Here is a 22292-nt window from a genome sequence, read left to right on the forward strand (position 1 = left end):
ACTCGTTTTCTTCTTTTAAATGACCAAATAATTGGCGTCATCCTGGTACGGGCAAAGCCTGACAATAAAACAAAAAGCCAGACGAATGTTCGCCTGGCTTTCTACACTGCAGCTGTTAAGCAACTCAGGGGCGATAACGTTGCATAACTAACGTGGCATTGGTGCCACCAAAGCCGAAACTGTTCGACATAATAGTGTTAAGGGTGGCCTCTTGCACTTGTTTAATAATATTCAGGCCAGCGGCAGCATCATCCAGTTCAGTGATGTTAATTGAGGGCGCAATAAAATTGTGCTTCATCATCAGTAAAGAGTAAATAGCTTCATGCACCCCTGCCGCACCCAGCGCATGACCGGTCATGGCCTTGGTGGCACTGATTGCGGGTGATTGACCGGCAAACACCTGCTGAATAGCGGCAAGCTCTTTTACATCACCTACCGGGGTGCTGGTACCATGGGTGTTAACGTAGTCAACCGGGCCTTCGACACCTTGCATCGCCATTTCCATACAGCGCACTGCACCTTCACCACTGGGGGCAACCATATCAAAACCGTCTGACGTTGCACCGTAGCCCACAATTTCACCATAAATTGTAGCGCCACGGGCCAGAGCATGCTCCAGTTCTTCAACCACCACAATACCGCCACCACCGCTTATTACAAAACCGTCCCGCTGCGCATCATAAGTGCGGGACGCAAGCTGTGGGGTTTCATTGTAGCGGCTGGACAAGGCGCCCATCGCATCAAACTCCATGGCCAGGGTCCAGTGCACTTCTTCGCCACCACCGGCAAAGACCACATCTTGCTTACCCAGCTGAATAAGTTCAACTGCATGACCGATGCAATGGGCACTGGTTGCGCAGGCTGAACTGATGGAGTAGTTCACCCCTTTTATTTTAAACGGCGTTGCCAGACAGGCAGAGCAGGTACTGGACATTGTTTTTGGCACAGCATAAGGGCCAACGCGTTTAACGCCTTTTTCACGAAGGGTATCTGCCGCCTCAATCTGAGTCTTTGAAGATGCGCCACCAGAGCCGACAACCAGGCCAACCCGTGGATCAGAAATTTGCTCCGCGGTTAAGCCGGCATCCGTCATCGCTTCTTGCATGGCAATGTAGGCATAAGCAGCCGCATCGCCCATAAACCGCATAGCTTTGCGGTCAATATGTTCTGCGGGGTTCATTTTAATGTTACCCCAGACCTGCGAGCGTAAACCAAATTCAACAAACTCGGGCGACGCCGTGATACCAGAGCGGCCTGCTTTTAACGACTCCAGCACTTGCTCCTGATTATTGCCAATGCTTGAAACAATACCCATGCCAGTGATAACGGCTCTTTTCATCTTTGCTCCCATGTCTGCTCATCGGCAGAGAAAATAATTATAGTGCCGCGTATTGTACGGACTTTGCAGTAAAAACTGGTCAGCTTTCAGCGTACAGCTGTACTTTTTTCAATTTTGCGTCAGCTTCGGTTAAACTACAAGTCGATTTTTCAGCCGGATACCATAATGCCATCGCTAAACCATGCCAATATCCACTTTAACCAACAGGGTACCCCAGTTGCCACTGATTTTGATGATATATATTTTTCTAATGATGGTGGCATGGCAGAGACAGACTATGTTTTTTTACACCATAACGGGCTGCCTCAGCGCTTTGAACATCATCACCAACACTATTTTCATATAGTAGAAACTGGCTTTGGCACCGGCGCGAACTTTTTACTGAGCTGGCAACGCTTTCGCCAGTTTCGCCAGCGACATCCCGCGGCACAGTGTCGCAAACTTTATTTTTCAAGTTTTGAAAAATATCCCCTTACTTACCGTGATCTTAGCCAGGCATTGCAGCTACATACCGCACTTAATGAACAGTGTCGGTTGTTGCTGGAACAATATCCCCCGGCGGTAACCGGATGTCAGCGGCTGATTTTTGATGAGGGCAGTGTTGTTTTAGATTTGTGGCTGGGCGATGTCAACGAGCTATTACCACAACTGCCCGCGCAAAGCCGCGCGGATGCCTTTTTTCTCGATGGCTTTGCACCAGATAAAAACCCGCAAATGTGGCAACAAACCTTATTTGACAATATGGCAAGGCTTAGTCATGACGAGACAACCGTTGCTACGTTTACCTGTGCCGGCGTGGTGAAGCGTGGTCTGCAACAAAGCGGTTTTGCCATTAAAAAAGTAAAAGGCTTTGGCCGTAAACGCGAGATGCTCACCGCGTCGTTTAAAGTGCCAGAGGCTGACCTTAAAGCGCAGGCTGCAGCAGAAAAAAGTAGTGTCACAGAGAAAGTATGTATTGTAGGCGGTGGTATTGCCTCAGTTTGTCTAGCATTGCAGCTGGTCGAAAAAGGCATTGCTACCGAGCTTATTTGTGCAGATAATACCGTGGCTCAGGGTGCGTCTCATAATCTGCAGGGCGCCGTCTATCCAAACCTGCATCCCTTACCTACTACAGCCAGTCTGCTACATTGCCAGGCATTTCATTTTGCCCGGCATTTTTATCAACGCCTGGCGGCACAGGGCGTGGCATTCGCAATGCAGTGGTGCGGTGTGTTGCACCTTGCGACGAATCCGGCCCTTGTGCAACGTCAGCAAAAGATAATCGACCACGCTTCGTGGCCAACCGAGTTGGTTTATCCGGTAACTGCAGAACAGGCAAGTCAGATTGCCGGGGTGACACTTGAGCATAGCGGCATTTTTTTGCCGCAAGCCGGCTGGCTGAGTCCGCAACAATTTTGCCAGGCGGCGTTGGCCTTTTTGCAGCAGTCCACGCTATTTCAGGTAAAACTTAACAGTAAAGTCACTGCAATAAGTGCCATTGAGTCCGGTACCAAGCAAGCACCACTTTGGCAAGTATGGTGTCAGGACACTGCCGTCCCCAGCACGTGCTCACAACTGGTATTGGCCAACGGTGCCGATATCACGCAATTTAGTGCTGCCAGCCATTTACCGGTTAACCGGGTGCGCGGCCAGGTTAGTCATGTTAAGAGTAATGGCATGCAGGCGCTAAAAACCGTGTTATGTCATAAAGGCTATATCACACCGGCGCTGAATGAATGCCATGCGGTAGGCGCCACCTTTGATCGTCAAGCCAGCACAGCTTTTATTTCAGCAGCTGACAATGAAGAAAATCTGGCCCTGGTTAACCAGCAGTTGCAACAGCCAACGTGGTTTTCCGATGCTGAAGCAACCGATGCAAGAGCGGCATTTCGAGCAACGGTACCCGACCACCTGCCCCTGCTCGGAGCGCTGGCTCATCAGGACGGCTTGCACGTATTTGGCGGCTTGGGTGCGCGCGGAATTTTACTGGCACCCTTGCTGGCAGAAACCCTGGCCTGTCAGATAGCAGGTCAACCCGCCGCCATGACAACAGCTAATTTAGCGGCCATTGCTCCTGACCGATTTACTGCGGTAGCAAAAGCCTGAGAACTATCTGCAGAAAACTATCTGCAGAAAATTATCTGCTGAAAACTATCTGATGATGGCTATTTAGCCTAACCGCTGTTTCTGCTGGTCAAAGTCGGCTAAAGTTTGGTATGGTTAGCAGGTACTATCGCACTGCACACAAGGAAATAAAAATGCGATCTTTAGCTCTGTTTCTGGCTTCTGCTCTGTTTGCTTCAGTCTCACTTAATGTCTCTGCAGACAGTTTTTATCAGGTTCCGCTGACTGCTGACGCTCGTGAGTTTGCCAGGCTTGAAAATAAACTACCAGCAGTGCTCAGCTACTTTAGCCGCCAGTCAATGGCCGAGCTGCAAGACTTTTACCGCCAGCAATTGGGAGAGCCTGACAACAGTGCGATGGTCCACAATCGGTTAAATTTATATTACCGGGTTGATCAGCAGCAAGTCAGAATACTGATCTCTGAGCAAAATGACTGGCGCCAGATTGATATCATGGTGCAATAAAGCAATTTACCATGAACCAACGAATTATTGCGTTCTGGCATTAAGGTCTGGCCATTTGCAGCACTACGCGGCGGTTAGTGGCCCGCCCCAGACTAGTCTGGTTCGATGCAACGTGACGTCGTTCACCAAAGCCATCTACCTGAACTTTGTCGCCGGCCACGCCGGCTTCTGCTAAGAACTGCTTAATTTTTTCTGCCCGCTTGACAGACAACTGCTCGTTCATCCAACGTCCACCATAACTGTCTGTGTAACCTTGCAACTCAATAGATTCAATCTGTGAATCATGCTGTAAATACTCTGCAATCTGACCGAGACGACGTTCTGACTCAGGCGTCAGTTGATCACTACCCGACTCATAGCTCAGCACCGTAAACGCAATATCTTCAAAGCTGAAAGGTAACAAACTGGCAACACACTCTGTGAAAGCAAAATAGCCAGGCCCAAACTGCACCGGATTAAGCTTAGCGGCGACCTGATCATAAGGGCTATACCAATCCGCGTAGTAGAAGGTGGGACTAAACCCCTGCTCCAATTCCGTCAACAATGTCCAGGCCGTTTTTTTGGGTAGCTCGCCATTAAATTGCTTCAGCAAGGTCATGCTTGCCAAGTTTTTCCCAGGTTCGCCCGCCCGCCACGCCGGTGGCAAAGACAACACCTCCGCCAGACTATAGGCATCTGGCAGCCTGAGCATTTTTAGTTCGAAATTCAGGTTGAGTGCTTTGCTGGCTTTACTCTGAAAAACGGCATTACCAAAATTAGGGATGGCATGTTCCAACTGACAGAGCAACGGCGTTTGTTCCGTTAATTGCCACACTGACTGTTCAATACTGGCAGAATATTGACGTAACTGTTTAGCAGCGGCAACACTGCTACCCGTGACCAAAACGCACGCTAACGATATAAATACTAAGCCATAATTATGCATTTACTCTACCTTGTCACCTATTGGCAAATTGATTAACCCGCTCAGCTTGCGGCAAACCTTAACAGGAAGCCAGCCTCCGTTTGTTTTAATAAGCAAACACTATGCCGAATACAAGACGCTGGCATTTTTTTTTGGCATAATGCGCTCTGCTTTTTTAATGGTTGGCTTATGACAGACAAAACATCTCTGCTCGCGCAACGCTTTCGTGGCTATTACCCCGTCGTTATCGACGTTGAAACCGCAGGCTTTAATGCTCAGACAGATGCGCTGCTTGAGATTGCAGTAAACCTGCTGCAAATGGATGACGAGGGCAGACTCATCCCGGGCGAAACCCTGCATTATCATGTAGCTCCTTTTGAAGGTGCTAACCTGGATGCCAGCTCACTGGCGTTTAATGGCATCGACCCTTTTAATCCCTTGCGCGGCGCCGTGAGTGAGCGGGAAGCCTTGACTGAGATTTGTAAAGCAGTACGGTCCGCTCAAAAAGCAGCCGGCTGCCAGCGCACGGTGATTGTGGCTCATAACTCGGCATTTGATCAGGGTTTTGTTAATGCGGCTATTGCCCGCACCAATTACAAACGTTCGCCCTTTCATGCTTTTGTGTCTTTCGACACCACCAGCCTGGCTGCATTAGCATTGGGCCAGACGGTGCTGGCTAAAGCGTGTCAGCAAGCAGGTATTGCTTTTGACAGTAAAGAAGCCCACAGCGCGCTCTACGATACCGAGCGCACTGCCGAGTTATTTTGTTATATTGTCAACAAGTGGCAGCAGTTAGGGGGGTGGCCCCTGCCCATACCGGACAACGCCGAAGACGCTGAATAATTGTTAAAAAAACAGGGAGCATTGCTCCCTGCTTTTCTAACGTCACTTCACCCATCACGAACCCGGGTTTGTACTCACTCAGCGTCGGTTGTGGTATCGGTGCCTGCTGATTTAGCAGCAGTATCTTTTACCAGAGGCTGCAACTCGCCCCGCTGGAACATTTCCAGAATAATATCGCAGCCACCAATTAACTCACCATCAAGCCACAATTGCGGAAACGTTGGCCAGTTAGCGTATTTTGGCAATTCAGCCCGGATATCCGGATGTTGCAAAATATCGACAAAAGCGAACTGTTCACCACAGGCAATTAGTGCTTGAGAAGCCTGAGCAGAAAAACCACAACTTGGGAATTTAGGCGAGCCCTTCATAAATAACAGAATGGGGTTTTCAGCAATTTGCTGCTTAATTTTATCCAATGTCTCCATTTTTACCTCTGCAGAAACTTAAAAAGTTGAACCATTTTACGCTTATCTTTCGCGACTAACACTTGAGTTCATAAAAAAAAACCCAATATCTGCTCTACAATTACAATTATTACTAACAATAATTGCTGGTTTTGTCTAAGAACCAGCACAGCATGTGAAGCGTAAAACCGACATAGTTAAAACTTGAGTAAATTAGTCAGGTTTTGTAGTCTACGCGATGCAGACATCTTTAACAACGATAACGGAGCACAACAATGGCCTTTGAATTACCCGCATTACCTTATCCGAAAGACGCATTAGCCCCGCATATTTCAGCAGAAACGCTGGAATATCACTATGGCAAACACCACAATACTTACGTGGAAAAATTAAATGGTTTAGTAAAAGACACACCGAACGCCAGCAAATCGCTGGAAGAAATTATCCGGAGTTCGGACGGTGGCTTGTTCAACAACGCCGCTCAGGTTTGGAATCATACGTTTTACTGGCACTGCTTATCACCGAACGGTGGCGGTGAACCGACTGGCCACCTAGCCGACGCAATTAATGCAAAGTGGGGCTCGTTTGCTGAGTTTAAAAAAGCACTGAATGATAAAGCAGTAAATAATTTTGGTTCAAGCTGGACATGGTTAGTCAAAAAAGCCGATGGCAGTCTGGATATTGTTAACACCAGCAATGCTGCAACACCCATTCAGGATGCCGCCGTAACTCCGGTGCTGACTGTCGATTTATGGGAACATGCCTACTACATCGATTACCGCAATGCTCGCCCTAAATACCTTGACGCATTCTGGGCGTTGGTAAATTGGCAGTTCGCTGGCGATAACTTCGCTAAATAAGTTAACTGATTTTTATTAGTTAACACTGCAAAATACAGTATGTTTTGAATACCCGGCTTTGCCGGGTATTTTTTATCCGTGCTCAGCCAAAGCTCCCTTCCCCGCTTGCCACTTTTCACTTTTTTGCGGTAATACTGTTGCGAAGCCTTTACGTATTGCTAAGTGCGTGTGCCATTAAATCTTAACATTTTTCGGTGAATTAAACAGGCGAAGATGATTTTTACTGTCTAACCTTAAAGCAACAGCAACGACATCTGTTTTCCCCACGAGCAATGGCTGGAGGTGCGTATGGGCATTTTTGAGCACTACAAATCACGATATGAGGCCACCCGAGAAGAAGAGTTCAGTATTCAGGAATATCTGGCGCTTTGTAAAGAAGATAAAAGTTGCTACGCCACGGCAGCAGAACGATTATTGCTGGCCATTGGCGAGCCTGAGCTTATCGATACAGCTCAGGATCCGAAGCTAAGCAGGTTATTTTCCAACCGCGTCATTGCCCGTTACCCCGCCTTTTCTGAGTTTTATGGCATGGAAGATGCGATAGAGCAAATCGTGTCCTACCTTAAGCATTCAGCGCAGGGTCTGGAGGAGCGTAAGCAAATTTTATATTTATTAGGCCCGGTCGGTGGTGGTAAATCATCACTGGCAGAAAAACTTAAGCACCTGATGCAACAAGTGCCAATTTACTATCTTAAAGGCTCACCAGTATGTGATCACCCCCTTTCATTATTTGATGCCAGCGAAGATGGCCGCTTGTTACAGCAGGAATATGGCATCCCACCCCGCTACCTGCGTAATATTCTATCGCCATGGGCGACCAAAAGGTTGCATGAATACAATGGAGACATCAGCCAGTTTAGGGTAGTTAAAAAATATCCGTCAATTTTAGACCAGATCGCTATCGCCAAAACGGAGCCTGGTGATGAGAACAATCAGGACATTGCAGCACTGGTTGGTAAAGTAGACATCCGCAAATTAGAACATTTTGCTCAGAACGACCCCGATGCCTACAGCTATTCGGGCGCCCTGTGCCGGGCGAATCAGGGCCTGATGGAATTTGTGGAAATGTTCAAGGCCCCGATCAAAGTCCTGCATCCGCTATTAACGGCGACGCAGGAAGGTAACTACAATGGTACAGAAGGTCTGGCTGCCCTGCCTTTCGACGGTATTATTTTAGCGCACAGCAATGAGTCGGAATGGCAGACTTTTCGTAACAACAAAAACAACGAAGCGTTTCTGGACCGGGTTTATATCGTCAAAGTGCCATATTGCCTGCGCCTGAATGAAGAGAAGAAAATCTATCAGAAACTGCTGGAGCACAGCGAGTTAAATGCGGCGCCCTGCGCACCGGGCACTTTAAGTTCACTGGCTCAATTTGCGGTGCTCTCCAGGTTAAAACAACCTGAAAACTCGAGCATTTATTCAAAAATGCGGGTGTACGACGGGGAAAGCCTGAAAGACACCGATCCAAAAGCCAAATCTTATCAGGAATATCGCGATTATGCTGGCGTAGATGAAGGCATGACCGGACTCTCTACCCGTTTTGCCTTTAAAATTCTATCCCGGGTATTTAACTTTGACAGTACTGAGGTCGCCGCCAACCCAGTGCACCTGTTTTATGTACTGGAACAACAAATAGAACGCGAGCAATTTGCCGCTGATACCGCAGAGCGCTACCTGGAGCATTTAAAAGGCTATCTTATTCCGAAGTATATTGAGTTTATCGGCAAAGAGATCCAAACCGCATATCTCGAGTCGTACTCCGAATATGGCCAGAACATCTTTGACCGCTACGTTATTTATGCTGACTTCTGGATCCAGGATCAGGAATACCGCGATCCGGAAACAGGGCAATTGTTCGACAGAGCGGCATTAAATGCCGAATTAGAGAAAATCGAAAAACCCGCAGGTATTAGTAACCCAAAAGATTTTCGCAATGAAATTGTCAACTTTGTACTGCGAGCCAAAGCAAAAAACAATGGCAAGAATCCGCTGTGGACCAGTTATGAAAAACTTCGCACTGTGATTGAGAAGAAAATGTTTTCTAGTACCGAAGAGCTGTTGCCGGTAATTTCATTTAATGCCAAAACCTCTACCGAGGATCAGAAAAAACATGATGATTTCGTCAACCGGATGATGGAAAAAGGCTACACCCGTAAGCAAGTCAGGCTGCTGTCGGAATGGTATTTGCGGGTTCGCAAATCACAATAATGCCGGAGGTAGTATGGCGCACTTTATTGACCGACGACTTAATGGCAAAAACAAAAGTGCTGTCAACCGGCAGCGCTTTATCAGACGGTATAAGCAGCAGATTAAAAAAGCAGTAGCCGATGCTATCAGCGATCGGAGTGTTACCGATATCAGCAGTGGCGAAAGCGTCACTATCCCGCATAAAGATATCACTGAACCTTTTTTTCATCAGGGAAAAGGCGGACGTCGGCAGATTATTCATCCGGGCAATGATCAGTTTAGTGAAGGTGACCGCATTGCCAGGCCACAAGGTGGTGGTCAGGGTTCAGGGCAAGGCGACGCCAGCGCAGATGGCGAAGGCAGCGATGACTTTGTGTTTTCCATTTCTAAAGATGAATACCTGGATTTACTGTTTGAAGATTTAGCCCTGCCAAACCTGCAGAAAAATCAACTGGATAAACTGGTTCAGTATAAAAACGTCAGAGCAGGGTTTCGCGCCGATGGTGTACCAAGCACTATTGATATTGTGCGCTCCCTTCGTGGCTCACTGGCCAGGCGCGTGGCATTAACCGCCAGTAAAAAAGTAACCCTAGCAGAGCTTGAGCAGCAACTTCAGACGTTGGACCGGGAGCCAGTACCCGATCAGCAGCTACGGCTGCAACTGCTCGAACAGATTGCGACGGTGAAGGCCCGCATTGCTGCAGTACCGTTTATTGACAGTTTTGATTTACGCTTTAGAAATTACCAAAAAAAGCCAGAGCCTACCAGCAAGGCGGTTATGTTTTGTCTGATGGACGTCTCCGGCTCGATGGACCAGCCTACCAAAGATATGGCAAAACGCTTTTATATCCTGTTGTATTTATTTTTAAGTCGTAGCTATAAAAATGTCGACGTGGTTTACATCCGGCATCACACTCAGGCAAAAGAAGTAGACGAGCAAGAGTTTTTTTACTCTCAGGAAACCGGCGGCACCATTGTGTCTTCAGCCGTGAAATTGATGCACGAGATTATTACCGATCGGTACGACCCCACCTTGTGGAATATTTATGCCGCTCAGGCATCAGATGGTGATAACTGGACTGATGACAGCGCGCCCTGTGCGGCGCTGCTCGCCAATAAAGTACTGCCACTGGTTCGTTATTATGCCTACATTGAAATCAGCCCCCGGGCCCATCAGAGCCTGTGGCACGAGTATGAAAAACTATTGATTCAACACGATAATATGGCCATTGAGCATATCAGAGAATTAGCTGATATTTATCCGGTATTTCGCCAGCTATTTAAAAAGCAGGCAGCCTGAGGAGATACTATGGCTAAAGCACACGTCCGCCCTCATTGTCTGTCCGACGGTCCGGACTGGACCTTCGATTTGCTCGAACAATACCATCAGGAAATTGCCCGGGTTGCCGGCATTTACCGGCTGGATACCTACCCCAATCAAATCGAAGTGATTACTGCCGAGCAAATGATGGATGCCTACTCCAGTGTCGGCATGCCGTTGGGTTATCATCACTGGTCCTATGGTAAAAAGTTTATCCAAACCGAACAAAACTATAAACGAGGCTACATGGGACTCGCTTATGAAATCGTCATTAATTCCAACCCCTGCATTGCCTACCTGATGGAAGAAAACACCATCACAATGCAAGCGCTGGTGATGGCACATGCCAGTTATGGACATAACTCCTTTTTTAAGAATAATTATCTTTTTAAAACCTGGACCGATGCGGGTTCCATTATCGACTATCTGGTTTTTGCCAGAAATTATATCAGCCAGTGTGAAGAAAAATATGGCATTACAGAAGTGGAAGATATGCTCGACTCCTGCCATGCGCTGATGAACTATGGTGTAGACCGCTACAAGCGTCCTCAGAAAATATCGCTGGAAATAGAGCAAAAACGCCAACAGGAACGCGAAGCCTACCTGCAAAGTCAGGTAAATGATTTATGGCGGACCATCCCATCTAAGGCGCCCACAGCAGCTGAAGACTTGGCTCGCTTTCCGGCAGAGCCACAGGAAAACCTGCTGTATTTTATCGAGAAAAATGCACCGTTACTGACGCCATGGCAGCGGGAAATTGTCCGGATAGTCCGCAAAATATCTCAGTACTTTTATCCACAAAAACAAACTCAGGTAATGAACGAAGGTTGGGCAACATTCTGGCATTATACTATTTTGCAGCACTTATACGATGAGGGTAAAGTTAGCGACCGCTTTATGCTGGAAGTGCTGCACAGCCATACCAATGTAGTCGCACAACCGGAGTACCACAGTAAGCATTATTCAGGCATTAACCCCTACGCCCTGGGCTTTGCCATGTTTACCGACATTCGTCGGATCTGCGAACAGCCTTCCGCTGAGGACAAAGAATGGTTTCCTGATATCGCCGGTAGCAACTGGGTTGAAACGCTGCATTTTGCGATGGAGAACTTTAAGGACGAAAGCTTTATCAGCCAGTATTTATCACCCAAAGTGATCCGTGATTTTCATTTGTTTGCCATTGTGGATGATGACGAGGCAACCAGTCTTGAAGTCAGCGCTATACATAATGCACAAGGATACCAGCGGATCCGGCAGATGCTGTCCGCTCAGTATAATTTAAGCCAGATCGAACCCAATATTCAGGTATACAACGTTAACATTAATACTGACCGCGCATTAACCCTGCGTTATATCCCACAGCAACGGGTGCCGCTGGCTAAAAATGCAGCTGAAGTGTTAAAGCACTTACATCGGTTATGGGGCTTTGAGGTCATTCTCGAGCAGTTAAATCAAGATGGCAACGGCGAATTGCTACTGCGTTGTCCACCGCCACCGGGCTAAATAGCAACCGATAAGCGGTGCTTCACTCTTCATCCGGACTGTAGCACGTCACTTTATTTCGGCCATCAACTTTGGATTTATACAAGGCGTTATCGGCGGCTTCTATCCAGTGCCGGTGTTCCTGCATGCTGACGTCACGCTCTGCCAATCCAAGGCTGATAGTGACATTCAGCACGGTTTTGTTATAGGCAATCGCTAACACTGCGACTTGCTGTCTGATCCTTTCTGCCAGACAGACCGCCTGCTCTATAGAGGTATCAACCAGCAGAACAGCAAATTCCTCACCACCATAGCGGCCAGCCAAATCGGTGGTTCTGGTGTTGGCTTTAATGACATCCGCAACCTTACGAATCACTTCATCACCGGCGCTGTGACCGTAAGTGTCATTCACCCGCTTAAAATGGTCAATATCACACATTAGCAGCGTGCTATGGTGCTGGGTATAACGCTGTAACCGGTTAAACTCCTGAATCAGTGCATCTTCCCAGTGCCCGCGGGTACTTAGCTGCGTCAGAAAATCTGTTTTCGATAACTGCTTCAGCCGACCATTCATCGACTCGAGCTCAGACCTACTGACGGCGGCGTCGGTTACATCGTAAATGATGATGCACAGATGGGTCACTTGCCCCCGGGTGTCGGTCAGTGGGAAAATAGTACTGTTTTGGTACATGTATTCAGCACTGCCGGTAATAGGCCGGTAATTCTTAAACTTAAAAATGTAGGGACGTTGCTCCCAGATAGTAAAGGCCCGGTTTTTCAGTAAAATAACGGGATCACATTTACGTCGCAACCAATCCTCGTCAATTTCTGGAAATAAATCAAATAAATAGCGCTCTCTTACCTGACGTGGTGTTAAACCACTATGACTTTCCATAAAACCATTCCAGACTTGGATCCGGTAGTCACTGTTTAATACAACCAGTCCGACATCCACGGTCTGAAACATGTCCATCAACCAATGAACTTCAGAAACATCAAACTCGGCATTGGTTAAACTCATGGCTATTCTTCCAGTAAAAAAGCAACTTTGTGCTTCATGGTTTTAACACTGTCTTCGGTAAACAACAACAGTAAGTCACAGTTAATATTATAATTTTCAATGCCATAACTTAGCTCTATTGCCAGCGTTTTGCGCCAGCGCCTGGCGTTTGTTTTAATCAGCTCACTCACCGGCGCATGTTGACCAAGCACGACCGGATGCCCCTGACTAAAGCTCATATCGAGTTGCTCAGCAATACCTTTTAGTACAGCGCCAATTAAAATATTGGCGACATCCATTAGCAATTCCAACTCAGTTGATGAGGTCAACTCCCCCTGAAAATTCAGCAAGCCGGCGATATCTTTAAAACTGGAATCCGTGAGGATAAGCAGTGCTTCACCGGCAACGCCGCCGCCGATAAAGCCCTGACATACTGCAGAGGTAGAAGAATGTTGCTCTACTGACGCCAGCGCCATATGTAGCTCACTGACCTCAATAACATTGACGTTAGGGATGGGTAACTTCACAAAAACATTCAGCAGCCTGGCCAGTAAATCCCCTGCCTGCCCCATCGCTACATTGGTAATTTCCTGGAAAACATCACGCATTTCTGCATTGAGCTCTGTGTCAGCAGGCCGCTTAACGGCTTGTACAGGCGCAGGTTTACGTAAGGTCGCGTTTTGAAAAATAACCTGCAATTTAGCGGTATCAACAGGTTTGCGAATAAAATCAATCGCTCCCAGTTCCATTACCCTTTGATACGCTTCAGGCTGAACGTCACCGGAGACCACCACAACATTGACATTAAGCTGGCGCCTTTTCAGCTCGGCTAACACCTGATAGCCATCCATTATCGGCATATTTAAATCGAGAAACAGCCAGTCAATCTGCTCTTTCTCCAGGGTCGCCAGAGCATCAGCACCATGACCAGCAAAATGAACGCTGTCTTGCCAATCCTGTGGTAAGATCCTTGCAAGTTGTTTGCGAGCCAGATTCGAATCATCACATATTAGTACTGCGGCGGTCATTGAGCACTCACTTTAATACTTCTTCCGTTTATAATAGACGCAAAACTGTTATAGATAACAGCACTAACGGCAAATAAATTGTGTTATTGCTTTAATTACTATTACATTCCAGATAATTAGGATATTCACTATGTTAATCCAGTTTAGAAAATCTTTAATCATAAGCACAGTGTTATTTAGCACCGTTTTTAGTCTACCAGTAATGGCAGCAGATCTCACGGCCAAATTACCGAGCAGAATAAGTGAGGTTAAAGCGGGTAATCAACAAGTCGTATTGCTGGGCAAGGAATTGAAAACTGGCCAGCGCGCACCGGCATTCAAAGTTGTTGACAATAATTTTAAAACGGTGCAGTTACAAGATTTTCGGGGTAAGACCCTGTTGATCAGCGTAGTACCAAGTATTGATACCGGTATCTGCTCATTGCAAACTAAGCGTTTTAACAATGAAGTCGCCAATTTACCCGAAAATGTGGTGTTGCTTACCATCAGCACCGATTTACCTTTCGCTCAGAAACGTTACTGCGAGCAAGAACAAGTCGCAGACATGGCGGTTTTATCAGACGCAGTATGGCGCGATTTTGGCAGCAGCTATGGTTTGCTGATTAAAGATATGGGCTTGCTGACCCGGGCTATTTTATTAATTGATAACGAGGGTAAATTGCACTATCAACAATTAGTACCAGAACTGGCGCAGGAGCCTGATTATGATGCGGCACTGGCAGCACTGACTGGCTTATTAAAACAGCCCTAGTCGTTGTTGTTTAAACGTAGTCCCTCAAAAAAGTTAACATCCTCTCTTGAAAAATAACTATCCAGCCTCATTTATTAAGCAGGTGGCCTGATAAGGCACCTGCTACAGCCTGGTATCAGCACAAAAGCTGACTTGCTGCTTACCCGTTCAAAAGAAGGGTATTAACCAACCATTTTGCTATCTACAGAGGATTTGGCTATGAACAACTTAGATTTTACTCCGTTTTACCGCTCTTTTATCGGTTTTGACCACCTGGCAAACCTGATGAATGCAGCTGCCCGCAACGAAAAACAACCTGCATATCCGCCCTACAATATTGAGGTTACCGGTGAAGACGAGTACTGCATCACCATGGCCGTCGCTGGCTTTAGTGAACAGGAGTTGTCAATCGAAACCGAGCACAATACCTTAGTGGTGCAAGGCCAGAGAGACAGTAAGGATAATGGCCGACACTTTGTCCATCAGGGAATAGCGGAACGTAACTTTGAACGCAAGTTTCAGTTATCTGAGTATGTAAAAGTAACGGGCGCATCGCTTGGCAATGGCTTGTTGCACATCACCCTGGTACGTGAGGTACCTGAGGCGTTAAAACCGAGGAAAATTACTATTGGTAATAGTAGCCAGCCACATCTGGTTACTGAGGCCAATAACAACCGAGCTGAAAACAGCAAGGTAAAAACTGCTGTAAACGGCTAATAAGCAAGTAACTGTTGCAATAAACGAATAAGCCCTCAATTGAGGGCTTATTCTTATAACCCAGCGGATCTTGCTGCTGGGAGCTCACTAAGATTAATCTAAAAGTTTAACCAATTGCGCACTAATCTCTTCAACAGGTTTGGTGCCTTCGACATAATGATACTGAGTTTCGCCAGCAGCGGCCGCTTTGCGATAGTACCCCACTAATAACTCAGTCTGCTCATGATATATGGCAAGACGTTTACGTACAGTAGCCTCTATATCGTCTGGACGAATAATCAGGTCCTCACCGGTTTCATCGTCTTTTCCTGCCACTTTAGGTGGATTATAAGTAGTGTGGTAAACCCGGCCGGACGCCGGATGTACCCGACGGCCACTCATCCGCTCCACGATAACATCATCTGGCACATCGAATTCAATTACATGGTCGATTTCAATACCCTGTTCCCGCATCGCATCGGCCTGAGGAATGGTCCGGGGGAAACCATCCAGTAAAAATCCTTTGCTGCAATCGTCTTTCGCAATTCGCTCTTTTACCAAACCAATAATAATATCATCTGAAACCAGCTGCCCGGCATCCATCACCTGCTTTGCTGCCAGCCCTAACTCAGACCCTTCTTTAATGGCCGAGCGCAACATATCGCCGGTCGAAATTTGTGGGATCCCATATTTATTCATTAAAAACTGAGCCTGGGTTCCTTTTCCGGCACCCGGGGCCCCTAACAAAATGATACGCATAGCAACACCCTCGTGTTCTCGGATTATTCCAATATTTATAATATCTGAATCTTTACACAATGCGCCTGCTGAAACAAGAATTTTGTCCACTGGTGCTACCTGAGGTGGCGTATTTACTAGCCTTTAGTCGATAGCCTTGATATCAGCAGGGTCTGACGCCGTTTACATCCTAAAACGACAGAAACTAACGCTTTTCTACCCACTATTACCCTTAGATCCCGACTAAAGTCTGAGGGCTATAATAAAAAACCCGCTCAGGCTAACGCACCGGGCGGGTTTATTTGAGCGATGGCTTTGTTACTTGGCCAGCGATAACAGTAAGTTATTTAACCGTGTTACATAGCTGGCAGGATTCTTTAAACTGCCACGCTCTGCCAGCAACGCTTGCTCAAACAACACCTGCGCCCATTCATTGAACCGTGCATCATCCGTCTCGTCGGCAATATGTTTTACCAGCTGATGTTCAGGATTCAGCTCAAAAATTGGCTTCACGTCCGGTACTTTCTGGCCCACTGACTCCATCAGTTTCATCATCTGGGTGCTCATATCGTGTTCATCGGTAACCACGCATGCCGGGCTGTCGGTTAAGCGGTGACTAACCTTAACCTCTTTTACTTCATCACCCAGCGCCGTTTTAAAACGCGCCAGCACACTGGCAAATGCTTCGGCTGTTTCTTGCTGGGCTTTTTGAGTTTCTTCATCGTCCAGCTTAGTTAAATCTAAGCCACCTTTCGCCACGGAGCGCAGTTTCTTCTCACTAAACTCAGGTAAGTGCTGAATTAACCACTCATCAATCCGATCAGAGAGCAGCAACACCTCAATGCCTTTTTTACGGAACACTTCCAGATGAGGACTGTGCTTAGCTGCCTGATAACTATCGGCTACCACGTAGTAAATTTCATCCTGGCCTTCTTTCATCCGGCCAAGATAATCGGCCAGCGATACGTTCTGCGTTGCATCATCATTATGAGTAGATGCAAAGCGCAATAAGCCGGCAATCTGCTCTTTATTAGCCATGTCTTCGGCCGGACCTTCTTTGAGCACCTGGCCAAACTCGTCCCAGAACACCTGATACTGCTCAGGATCTTTTGCCAGTTTATCCAGCATTTTCAAGGTGCGATTGGTGCAGCCTTTGCGCAAACTCTGGGTAACTTTAGTATCCTGCAAAATTTCCCGTGACACGTTCAGCGGTAAATCACTGGAATCCAGCACGCCCTTGATAAAGCGCAGGTAACTTGGCATAAACTGTTCAGCGTCATCCATAATAAAAACGCGCTGTACATAAAGTTTCAGGCCATGCTTCGCTTCGCGATTCCACATATCGAACGGTGCTTTTTTCGGCACGTACAACAGGCTGGTGTAATTGCTGCTGCCTTCAACTTTGTTGTGGCTCCAGCTAAGGGGCTCACTCCAATCGTGAGAGATATGCTTATAAAACTCCTGATATTCAGGCTCGGTAATTTCAGACTTATCTCGGGTCCACAGTGCAGTTGCTTTGTTAACCGCCTGCCAGCTGCCTTCAGTCGCGGCGATAGTCTCACCTTCTTCTTCACGCTCAGGCGAGCCTTCCTGCCACATTTCTACCGGAATGCTGATATGGTCAGAGTATTTAGTAATAATACTCTCCACTTTCCAACGGCTTAAGAACTCATCTTCACCCTCTCTCAGGTGCAGAATAATATCGGTACCGCGGCTGTCTTTAGTAATCGGTGCCAGGGTATACTCACCTTCACCGGCAGATTCCCATTCAACAGCTTCGTTAGTTCCGGCTTTGCGGGTACGCACCGTCACTTTGTCTGCAACAATAAAGGCCGAATAAAACCCGACGCCAAACTGACCGATCAGCTTAGAGTCTTTGCTTTGATCACCAGATAACTGAGAGAAAAACTCTTTGGTGCCTGACTTTGCTATAGTGCCTAAATGAGAAATGACTTCCTGCTCAGTCATGCCGATACCGTTGTCACTGACGGTCAGGGTCTTGTTGGCTTCATCCAGACTGATCCGGACTTTTAAATCACCATCTTCGCCATACAGACTGGAATCAGACAAGGCCAGAAAGCGCAGCTTATCGGCGGCATCGGAAGCATTTGATACCAATTCACGCAGAAAAATTTCTTTGTTGGAATACAGTGAATGGATCATCAGGTTCAGTAGTTGTTTTACTTCAGCCTGAAAGCCATGAGTCTGTTTCTGTCCAGGGTTAGTGGCAGTATTATCACTCATTATTAGGTCCTCGAACGTAGTGTTAGCAAAAATAATAAAACGCGGCTGCGTTGATCAGTTGCCAGTTATATGGGGTAACCGGCAACAAAATTCAAGCTATAAAAAATACGCAGGTACAATATGCGGGTATAAGGTGATCAGAAGGATTTCCGGCCACTAAAAGCATGGGACAAGGTGGTGCCGTCGATATATTCGAGCTCACCACCCACTGGTACCCCCTGAGCTAAACGGGTTACCGGAATAGCATACTTACGGCACAGCTCTGCCAGGAAATAGGCCGTCGCATCGCCTTCCACCGTCGGGTTAGTTGCCAGGATAACTTCACTAATGTGGCCTTTAGCTAACTGCTTATCCAGACGGTCCAGCCCCAGCTCAGCGGGGCCAATGCCATCGAGTGGCGAAATATAGCCCATCAACACAAAATACAGGCCGTTGAACTGACCGGTATGTTCAATCGCCAGCTGATCGGAAGCAGAGCCCACCACACACAAGGTGCCTGCCTGCGCTCGGGCCGGATCGGCACAAAGCGCACACAAATCTGTTTCGCAGAAAGTACGACAGCACTGACAATGCCCCACCTTTTCCATGGCTTTTGTCAATGCCACACCGAGTCTTGCGCCGCCTTCACGGTTGCGCTCCAGTAACTGAAAAGCCATACGCTGTGCAGACTTAGGCCCCACGCCGGGTAGCACCCGCAAGGTTTCTATTAATTGCTGAACTAAAGGGGCCAATTTACTCATACGGCGTAATTACCTTAATTAAAATGGTAATTTCATACCGGGCGGTAATTGCATACCACCGGTCACTTTGGCCATCTGCTCTTTGTTATTTTCTTCAACCCGGCGCACCGCATCGTTTAAGGCCGCTGCCACTAAATCTTCCAGCATTTCCTTATCATCCGCCAGCAAGCTGTCATCTATCTCAACCCGGCGCACATTATGGCCACCTGTCATGGTAATTTTTACCAGGCCGGCTCCCGACTCACCGGTTACTTCCATATTGGCAATTTCGGCTTGCACCTTCTGCATTTTTTCCTGCATGGCTTGCGCCTGCTTCATAATATTGCCCATACCACCTTTAAACATAATTTCATCTCTCTTTTTACTTTGCTGACGTCACGATAATCAGTAACGCCATAAATTACAAGATAAGCCCCGCTGGTGCAGAGGCTAGTTTACCTGCAAGGTGTCTAACAACAAGCTGGCATCAAATTGTTGCTGTATTTGTTGAACGTTCGGGTCTTGCTGCAGCAACCTGCTGACATAACCTAGCCGCTCCTGTTCAATGCGTTGCTGTATAGCTAACGGGCACTGCTCCACGTTGTTAGTATAATGGATTGCTAACTGCAAAGACTGGCCCATGGCATCAGACAATAAACTCTGTAACTGGCTGCGAAAATCCTCGTTATCAAGGTGCTGTTGGCTCTGCTGCACCTGCAAGGTCAGCGTCTGATGATCCAATTGCATCGCACTGTTAAGCAAAAACAGTCGCATCAGGCCACCTACCGGCATTTTTTCGATAAGGGCGGCCCAACTATCCACTTCAGCCGCAAACCGGACCGAGAAGTTTTGTTCATTGATCTCTCCATCAAACTGCTTACCGGGCTCTGCCTGCTGGTGACTTTGCTGCCACAACGAATCAAGCATGGCCTGATTTACCGGGTCTTCCGGATAAAGTTGCTCTGGTTCCGGCTCTGCCTCATCCGGATAAGTTGCCAGGGCTTGCTGCTTGGCAGCCGGCTCGCTATCGAGCGGTGTGACCGGTTGCAACTGACCTGCCGCTTTATTTACGGCTACGAGGTGCTGATGGCTCACCTGCTGTGACGCTATTGATGGCGACGGCGTGGGTGATGGCAAAGACCCGGCTGATGGCACCGGCGCAGGCCGGTGCTCAGACTTTTTTGGCGGTAAACCACCTGTATCTGCAGCCAGTCCCCGGCGCTTAATAATACTGGCAGTCAGGGGGTCGATACTGTCGACTGGCGCAGACTGCACTGGAGCAGTTTCTGGCGGAACAGGCTGCGGTGAGGCTTTAGCCTGCGAGATAACTCCGGCACTTTCAGGCTCAGCAGTGTGAGTTGCAGGCTCTTGCGTTGGTGTAGCTTGTGCTGTTGTTTGCGCTGTTGTTGTTGGTACTGGGCCCGATTGCGCGTCGGTAGATTGCGCTGCAGGAGTCATGACGGGCTTACCCAAAGTAGCAGTGGCTGCGCCGCCAGGCGCAGGCACAAACGCCAGGGCCCGCAACAACGCCATCTCCAAACCTGTGCGTTCATCCGGGGCATAGCGTAATTCGCGTTTACCGCTAATTAACAGCTGATAATACAGCTGCAATGCTTCCGGACTCTGATCAGCAGCCAGCTCCCCGACAAACTCAGGCTGCTCTGACAGCTGCGCTGCAGTTGGCTCCAGCTGGGTTAATGCCGCCTGATGAAGCAGGCACAGCATATCATCCAGTACCGTACTGTAACTGTTATGCTGACTTATCAATGCCTGTAGTTCAGCCTGCAAGGCTTGAAAATCCTGTTGCAAAATGGCACGCAGTATTGCACTGGCAAACTGTTGATCTAAAAAGCCCAGCATCTCACGCACCACGTCAAGATTTAGCTGGCTATTACTTTGCGCAATCGCCTGATCGGTCAGGCTTAGCGAGTCACGCAAGCTGCCCTTGGCGGCTTTAGCCAACAGCGTCAGCGCAGCCGTTTCAAACGGGATTTGCTCTTGCGTCAATACATGCGCCAGATGGCCTGCAATCTGATCAGGACTCAGCGCTTTTAAACTAAATTGTAAACAGCGTGACAACACTGTCACCGGTAGCTTTTGCGGGTCAGTTGTCGCCAGCAAAAACTTCACATGAGGCGGAGGTTCTTCCAGGGTTTTCAGCAAAGCATTAAAGCTGTGGCGCGACAGCATATGCACTTCGTCAATCAGGTAAACTTTAAAACGACCACGACTGGGGGCATATTGCACATTATCGAGTAAGTCGCGGGTATCTTCTACTTTTGTGCGGGAGGCGGCATCAATTTCCAGTAAGTCGACAAAATTGCCCGCGTCTATTTCTTCGCAGGCGCCGCATACACCACAAGGGGTAGCAGTAATACCAGTTTCGCAATTTAAACTTTTCGCAAAAATACGGGCTATGGTGGTTTTACCCACGCCGCGGGTGCCGGTAAACAAATAGGCATGGTGCAGCCGGCTACTGCTCAGCGCATTACTCAGCGCCACCTTGACATGAGCCTGGCCAACCAGTTCGCTAAACTGTTTTGGCCGCCATTTTCTTGCTAAAACCTGATAACTCATGCCACAGCCTGATGCTTAAAGAGGGGATCTGACACCAGCCTAAACTTATTCGCCGCTATACTCAACCAGACTTAAAATATTTAAACCCAATGCCTGCAACCGGCTTACACCACCAAGCTCAGGTAAGGCAATGACAAAGGCCGCATGCTCTACAGTGCCGCCTAAACGCCGCACTAACTGCACAGTGGCATCTATGGTACCGCCGGTTGCCAGTAAATCATCAACCAGTAATACTTTATCACCTGGCTCTATTGCATCAGCATGTAATTCCAGCGCATCTTCACCATACTCCAGAATATACTTCTGAGAAATACGCTCCCGTGGCAGTTTCCCGGGTTTACGAACCGGCACAAATGGAATACCCAGCGCATAAGAGAGTGGCGCACCAAAGATAAAACCACGGGATTCAGTACCAATAATCTTCTCTATACCTTTGTCAGCATAGTATGCCGCAAAAGCATCAATCACTTTCTTAAAGGCCGGACCGTCCTGCATCAGGCTGGTAACATCGCGAAAGGTAATGCCCGGCTTTGGGTAATCCGGCACGGTTTTAATAACGGCTTTTAATTCAGAAGCTAATTGTTGCAAATTCATGATGCTACCTTTTCAGACTGGTATTCGCTGGCGTTTTTAAATCAGAACAAAAGTTG

At 47.7% G+C, this 22292-nt stretch carries 20 protein-coding genes; 9 read left to right on the forward strand and 11 right to left on the reverse strand.

The features are described 5' to 3' along the window. Positions 1-124 precede the first annotated feature (124 nt). Positions 125-1339 carry a beta-ketoacyl-ACP synthase I gene (gene fabB, locus B2X65_RS05555; RefSeq protein WP_290611172.1) on the reverse strand — a complete coding sequence of 405 codons (1215 nt, stop codon included), beginning with the start codon at positions 1337-1339 and terminating at the stop codon, positions 125-127. A 165-nt stretch (positions 1340-1504) separates the two neighbouring features. Here fabB and mnmC point away from each other — a divergent pair, with 165 nt between their 5' ends. After that, complete coding sequence (gene mnmC, locus B2X65_RS05560) at positions 1505-3424, forward strand: bifunctional tRNA (5-methylaminomethyl-2-thiouridine)(34)-methyltransferase MnmD/FAD-dependent 5-carboxymethylaminomethyl-2-thiouridine(34) oxidoreductase MnmC (protein ID WP_290611175.1); 1920 nt, start codon at positions 1505-1507, stop codon at positions 3422-3424. Between the two features lie 152 nt (positions 3425-3576). Further along, positions 3577-3906: a hypothetical protein gene (locus B2X65_RS05565; protein ID WP_290611176.1), complete on the forward strand. Its 330-nt coding sequence runs from the start codon at positions 3577-3579 to the stop codon at positions 3904-3906. A 40-nt stretch (positions 3907-3946) separates the two neighbouring features. Here B2X65_RS05565 and B2X65_RS05570 read toward each other — a convergent pair whose 3' ends face one another. Continuing rightward, the gene (locus B2X65_RS05570; RefSeq protein ID WP_290611177.1) at positions 3947-4831 is read right to left on the reverse strand and encodes a flagellar protein MotY; all 885 of its coding nucleotides are present in this window, start codon (positions 4829-4831) and stop codon (positions 3947-3949) included. 168 nt (positions 4832-4999) lie between these two features. Between B2X65_RS05570 and rnt the strand changes: the two genes are divergently transcribed. Beyond that, positions 5000-5653, forward strand: a complete 654-nt coding sequence (rnt, locus tag B2X65_RS05575; RefSeq protein WP_290611178.1) for a ribonuclease T — start codon at positions 5000-5002, stop codon at positions 5651-5653. 74 nt (positions 5654-5727) lie between these two features. Here the strand turns inward: rnt and B2X65_RS05580 are convergent, their stop codons facing one another. Continuing rightward, positions 5728-6078, reverse strand: coding sequence for a Grx4 family monothiol glutaredoxin (locus tag B2X65_RS05580; RefSeq protein ID WP_290611179.1), 351 nt, complete (start codon positions 6076-6078; stop codon positions 5728-5730). Between the two features lie 254 nt (positions 6079-6332). Here B2X65_RS05580 and sodB point away from each other — a divergent pair, with 254 nt between their 5' ends. The 4 genes from sodB to B2X65_RS05600 all read left to right on the forward strand — a co-directional run bounded on the left by sodB (position 6333) and on the right by B2X65_RS05600 (position 11931). Continuing rightward, entirely contained in the window at positions 6333-6917 is a 585-nt protein-coding gene (gene sodB, locus B2X65_RS05585) for a superoxide dismutase [Fe] (RefSeq protein ID WP_290611180.1), read from the forward strand. A 288-nt stretch (positions 6918-7205) separates the two neighbouring features. Further along, positions 7206-9128 carry a PrkA family serine protein kinase gene (locus B2X65_RS05590; protein ID WP_290611181.1) on the forward strand — a complete coding sequence of 641 codons (1923 nt, stop codon included), beginning with the start codon at positions 7206-7208 and terminating at the stop codon, positions 9126-9128. Between the two features lie 13 nt (positions 9129-9141). Then, positions 9142-10407, forward strand: a complete 1266-nt coding sequence (locus B2X65_RS05595) for a YeaH/YhbH family protein (protein WP_290611182.1) — start codon at positions 9142-9144, stop codon at positions 10405-10407. A gap of 9 nt (positions 10408-10416) precedes the next feature. Continuing rightward, positions 10417-11931 carry a SpoVR family protein gene (locus tag B2X65_RS05600; protein WP_290611183.1) on the forward strand — a complete coding sequence of 505 codons (1515 nt, stop codon included), beginning with the start codon at positions 10417-10419 and terminating at the stop codon, positions 11929-11931. A gap of 22 nt (positions 11932-11953) precedes the next feature. Here the strand turns inward: B2X65_RS05600 and B2X65_RS05605 are convergent, their stop codons facing one another. Then, entirely contained in the window at positions 11954-12931 is a 978-nt protein-coding gene (locus B2X65_RS05605; RefSeq protein WP_290611184.1) for a sensor domain-containing diguanylate cyclase, read from the reverse strand. 2 nt (positions 12932-12933) lie between these two features. Then, positions 12934-13938, reverse strand: coding sequence for a response regulator (locus B2X65_RS05610; RefSeq protein ID WP_290611185.1), 1005 nt, complete (start codon positions 13936-13938; stop codon positions 12934-12936). 202 nt (positions 13939-14140) lie between these two features. Between B2X65_RS05610 and tpx the strand changes: the two genes are divergently transcribed. Together tpx and B2X65_RS05620 are read left to right on the forward strand one after the other, a co-directional pair. Next, positions 14141-14689 carry a thiol peroxidase gene (gene tpx / locus B2X65_RS05615; protein ID WP_290611186.1) on the forward strand — a complete coding sequence of 183 codons (549 nt, stop codon included), beginning with the start codon at positions 14141-14143 and terminating at the stop codon, positions 14687-14689. 198 nt (positions 14690-14887) lie between these two features. Beyond that, on the forward strand, positions 14888-15385 hold the full coding sequence (locus tag B2X65_RS05620) for an Hsp20 family protein (RefSeq protein WP_290611188.1): 498 nt from the start codon (positions 14888-14890) through the stop codon (positions 15383-15385). Between the two features lie 93 nt (positions 15386-15478). Here the strand turns inward: B2X65_RS05620 and adk are convergent, their stop codons facing one another. From adk to apt, 6 genes are all read right to left on the reverse strand, one after another. Beyond that, the gene (gene adk, locus B2X65_RS05625; protein WP_290611189.1) at positions 15479-16123 is read right to left on the reverse strand and encodes an adenylate kinase; all 645 of its coding nucleotides are present in this window, start codon (positions 16121-16123) and stop codon (positions 15479-15481) included. Positions 16124-16420: 297 nt separating this feature from the next. Next, complete coding sequence (gene htpG, locus B2X65_RS05630) at positions 16421-18346, reverse strand: molecular chaperone HtpG (RefSeq protein ID WP_290611190.1); 1926 nt, start codon at positions 18344-18346, stop codon at positions 16421-16423. A 137-nt stretch (positions 18347-18483) separates the two neighbouring features. Beyond that, positions 18484-19086, reverse strand: a complete 603-nt coding sequence (gene recR / locus B2X65_RS05635; protein WP_290611191.1) for a recombination mediator RecR — start codon at positions 19084-19086, stop codon at positions 18484-18486. 18 nt (positions 19087-19104) lie between these two features. Then, positions 19105-19431 (reverse strand): YbaB/EbfC family nucleoid-associated protein, encoded by a 327-nt coding sequence (locus B2X65_RS05640; protein ID WP_290611192.1) that lies wholly within the window; start codon positions 19429-19431, stop codon positions 19105-19107. Between the two features lie 84 nt (positions 19432-19515). Beyond that, the gene (gene dnaX / locus B2X65_RS05645; RefSeq protein ID WP_290611193.1) at positions 19516-21642 is read right to left on the reverse strand and encodes a DNA polymerase III subunit gamma/tau; all 2127 of its coding nucleotides are present in this window, start codon (positions 21640-21642) and stop codon (positions 19516-19518) included. Between the two features lie 45 nt (positions 21643-21687). Continuing rightward, positions 21688-22236, reverse strand: a complete 549-nt coding sequence (gene apt / locus B2X65_RS05650; RefSeq protein WP_290611194.1) for an adenine phosphoribosyltransferase — start codon at positions 22234-22236, stop codon at positions 21688-21690. Between the last annotated feature and the right edge of the window lie 56 nt (positions 22237-22292).

This window comes from Arsukibacterium sp. UBA3155, assembly GCA_002364615.1.
GTDB lineage: Bacteria > Pseudomonadota > Gammaproteobacteria > Enterobacterales > Alteromonadaceae > Alishewanella.

Excerpts from the sequence above, each read along its gene's own strand:
- fabB (WP_290611172.1), bottom strand. The coding sequence starts at position 1,339 with ATGAAAAGAGCCGTTATCACTGGCATGGGTATTGTTTCAAGCATTGGC.
- mnmC (WP_290611175.1), top strand. The coding sequence starts at position 1,505 with ATGCCATCGCTAAACCATGCCAATATCCACTTTAACCAACAGGGTACC.
- B2X65_RS05565 (WP_290611176.1), top strand. The coding sequence starts at position 3,577 with ATGCGATCTTTAGCTCTGTTTCTGGCTTCTGCTCTGTTTGCTTCAGTC.
- B2X65_RS05570 (WP_290611177.1), bottom strand. The coding sequence starts at position 4,831 with ATGCATAATTATGGCTTAGTATTTATATCGTTAGCGTGCGTTTTGGTC.
- rnt (WP_290611178.1), top strand. The coding sequence starts at position 5,000 with ATGACAGACAAAACATCTCTGCTCGCGCAACGCTTTCGTGGCTATTAC.
- B2X65_RS05580 (WP_290611179.1), bottom strand. The coding sequence starts at position 6,078 with ATGGAGACATTGGATAAAATTAAGCAGCAAATTGCTGAAAACCCCATT.
- sodB (WP_290611180.1), top strand. The coding sequence starts at position 6,333 with ATGGCCTTTGAATTACCCGCATTACCTTATCCGAAAGACGCATTAGCC.
- B2X65_RS05590 (WP_290611181.1), top strand. The coding sequence starts at position 7,206 with ATGGGCATTTTTGAGCACTACAAATCACGATATGAGGCCACCCGAGAA.
- B2X65_RS05595 (WP_290611182.1), top strand. The coding sequence starts at position 9,142 with ATGGCGCACTTTATTGACCGACGACTTAATGGCAAAAACAAAAGTGCT.
- B2X65_RS05600 (WP_290611183.1), top strand. The coding sequence starts at position 10,417 with ATGGCTAAAGCACACGTCCGCCCTCATTGTCTGTCCGACGGTCCGGAC.
- B2X65_RS05605 (WP_290611184.1), bottom strand. The coding sequence starts at position 12,931 with ATGAGTTTAACCAATGCCGAGTTTGATGTTTCTGAAGTTCATTGGTTG.
- B2X65_RS05610 (WP_290611185.1), bottom strand. The coding sequence starts at position 13,938 with ATGACCGCCGCAGTACTAATATGTGATGATTCGAATCTGGCTCGCAAA.
- tpx (WP_290611186.1), top strand. The coding sequence starts at position 14,141 with ATGGCAGCAGATCTCACGGCCAAATTACCGAGCAGAATAAGTGAGGTT.
- B2X65_RS05620 (WP_290611188.1), top strand. The coding sequence starts at position 14,888 with ATGAACAACTTAGATTTTACTCCGTTTTACCGCTCTTTTATCGGTTTT.
- adk (WP_290611189.1), bottom strand. The coding sequence starts at position 16,123 with ATGCGTATCATTTTGTTAGGGGCCCCGGGTGCCGGAAAAGGAACCCAG.
- htpG (WP_290611190.1), bottom strand. The coding sequence starts at position 18,346 with ATGAGTGATAATACTGCCACTAACCCTGGACAGAAACAGACTCATGGC.
- recR (WP_290611191.1), bottom strand. The coding sequence starts at position 19,086 with ATGAGTAAATTGGCCCCTTTAGTTCAGCAATTAATAGAAACCTTGCGG.
- B2X65_RS05640 (WP_290611192.1), bottom strand. The coding sequence starts at position 19,431 with ATGTTTAAAGGTGGTATGGGCAATATTATGAAGCAGGCGCAAGCCATG.
- dnaX (WP_290611193.1), bottom strand. The coding sequence starts at position 21,642 with ATGAGTTATCAGGTTTTAGCAAGAAAATGGCGGCCAAAACAGTTTAGC.
- apt (WP_290611194.1), bottom strand. The coding sequence starts at position 22,236 with ATGAATTTGCAACAATTAGCTTCTGAATTAAAAGCCGTTATTAAAACC.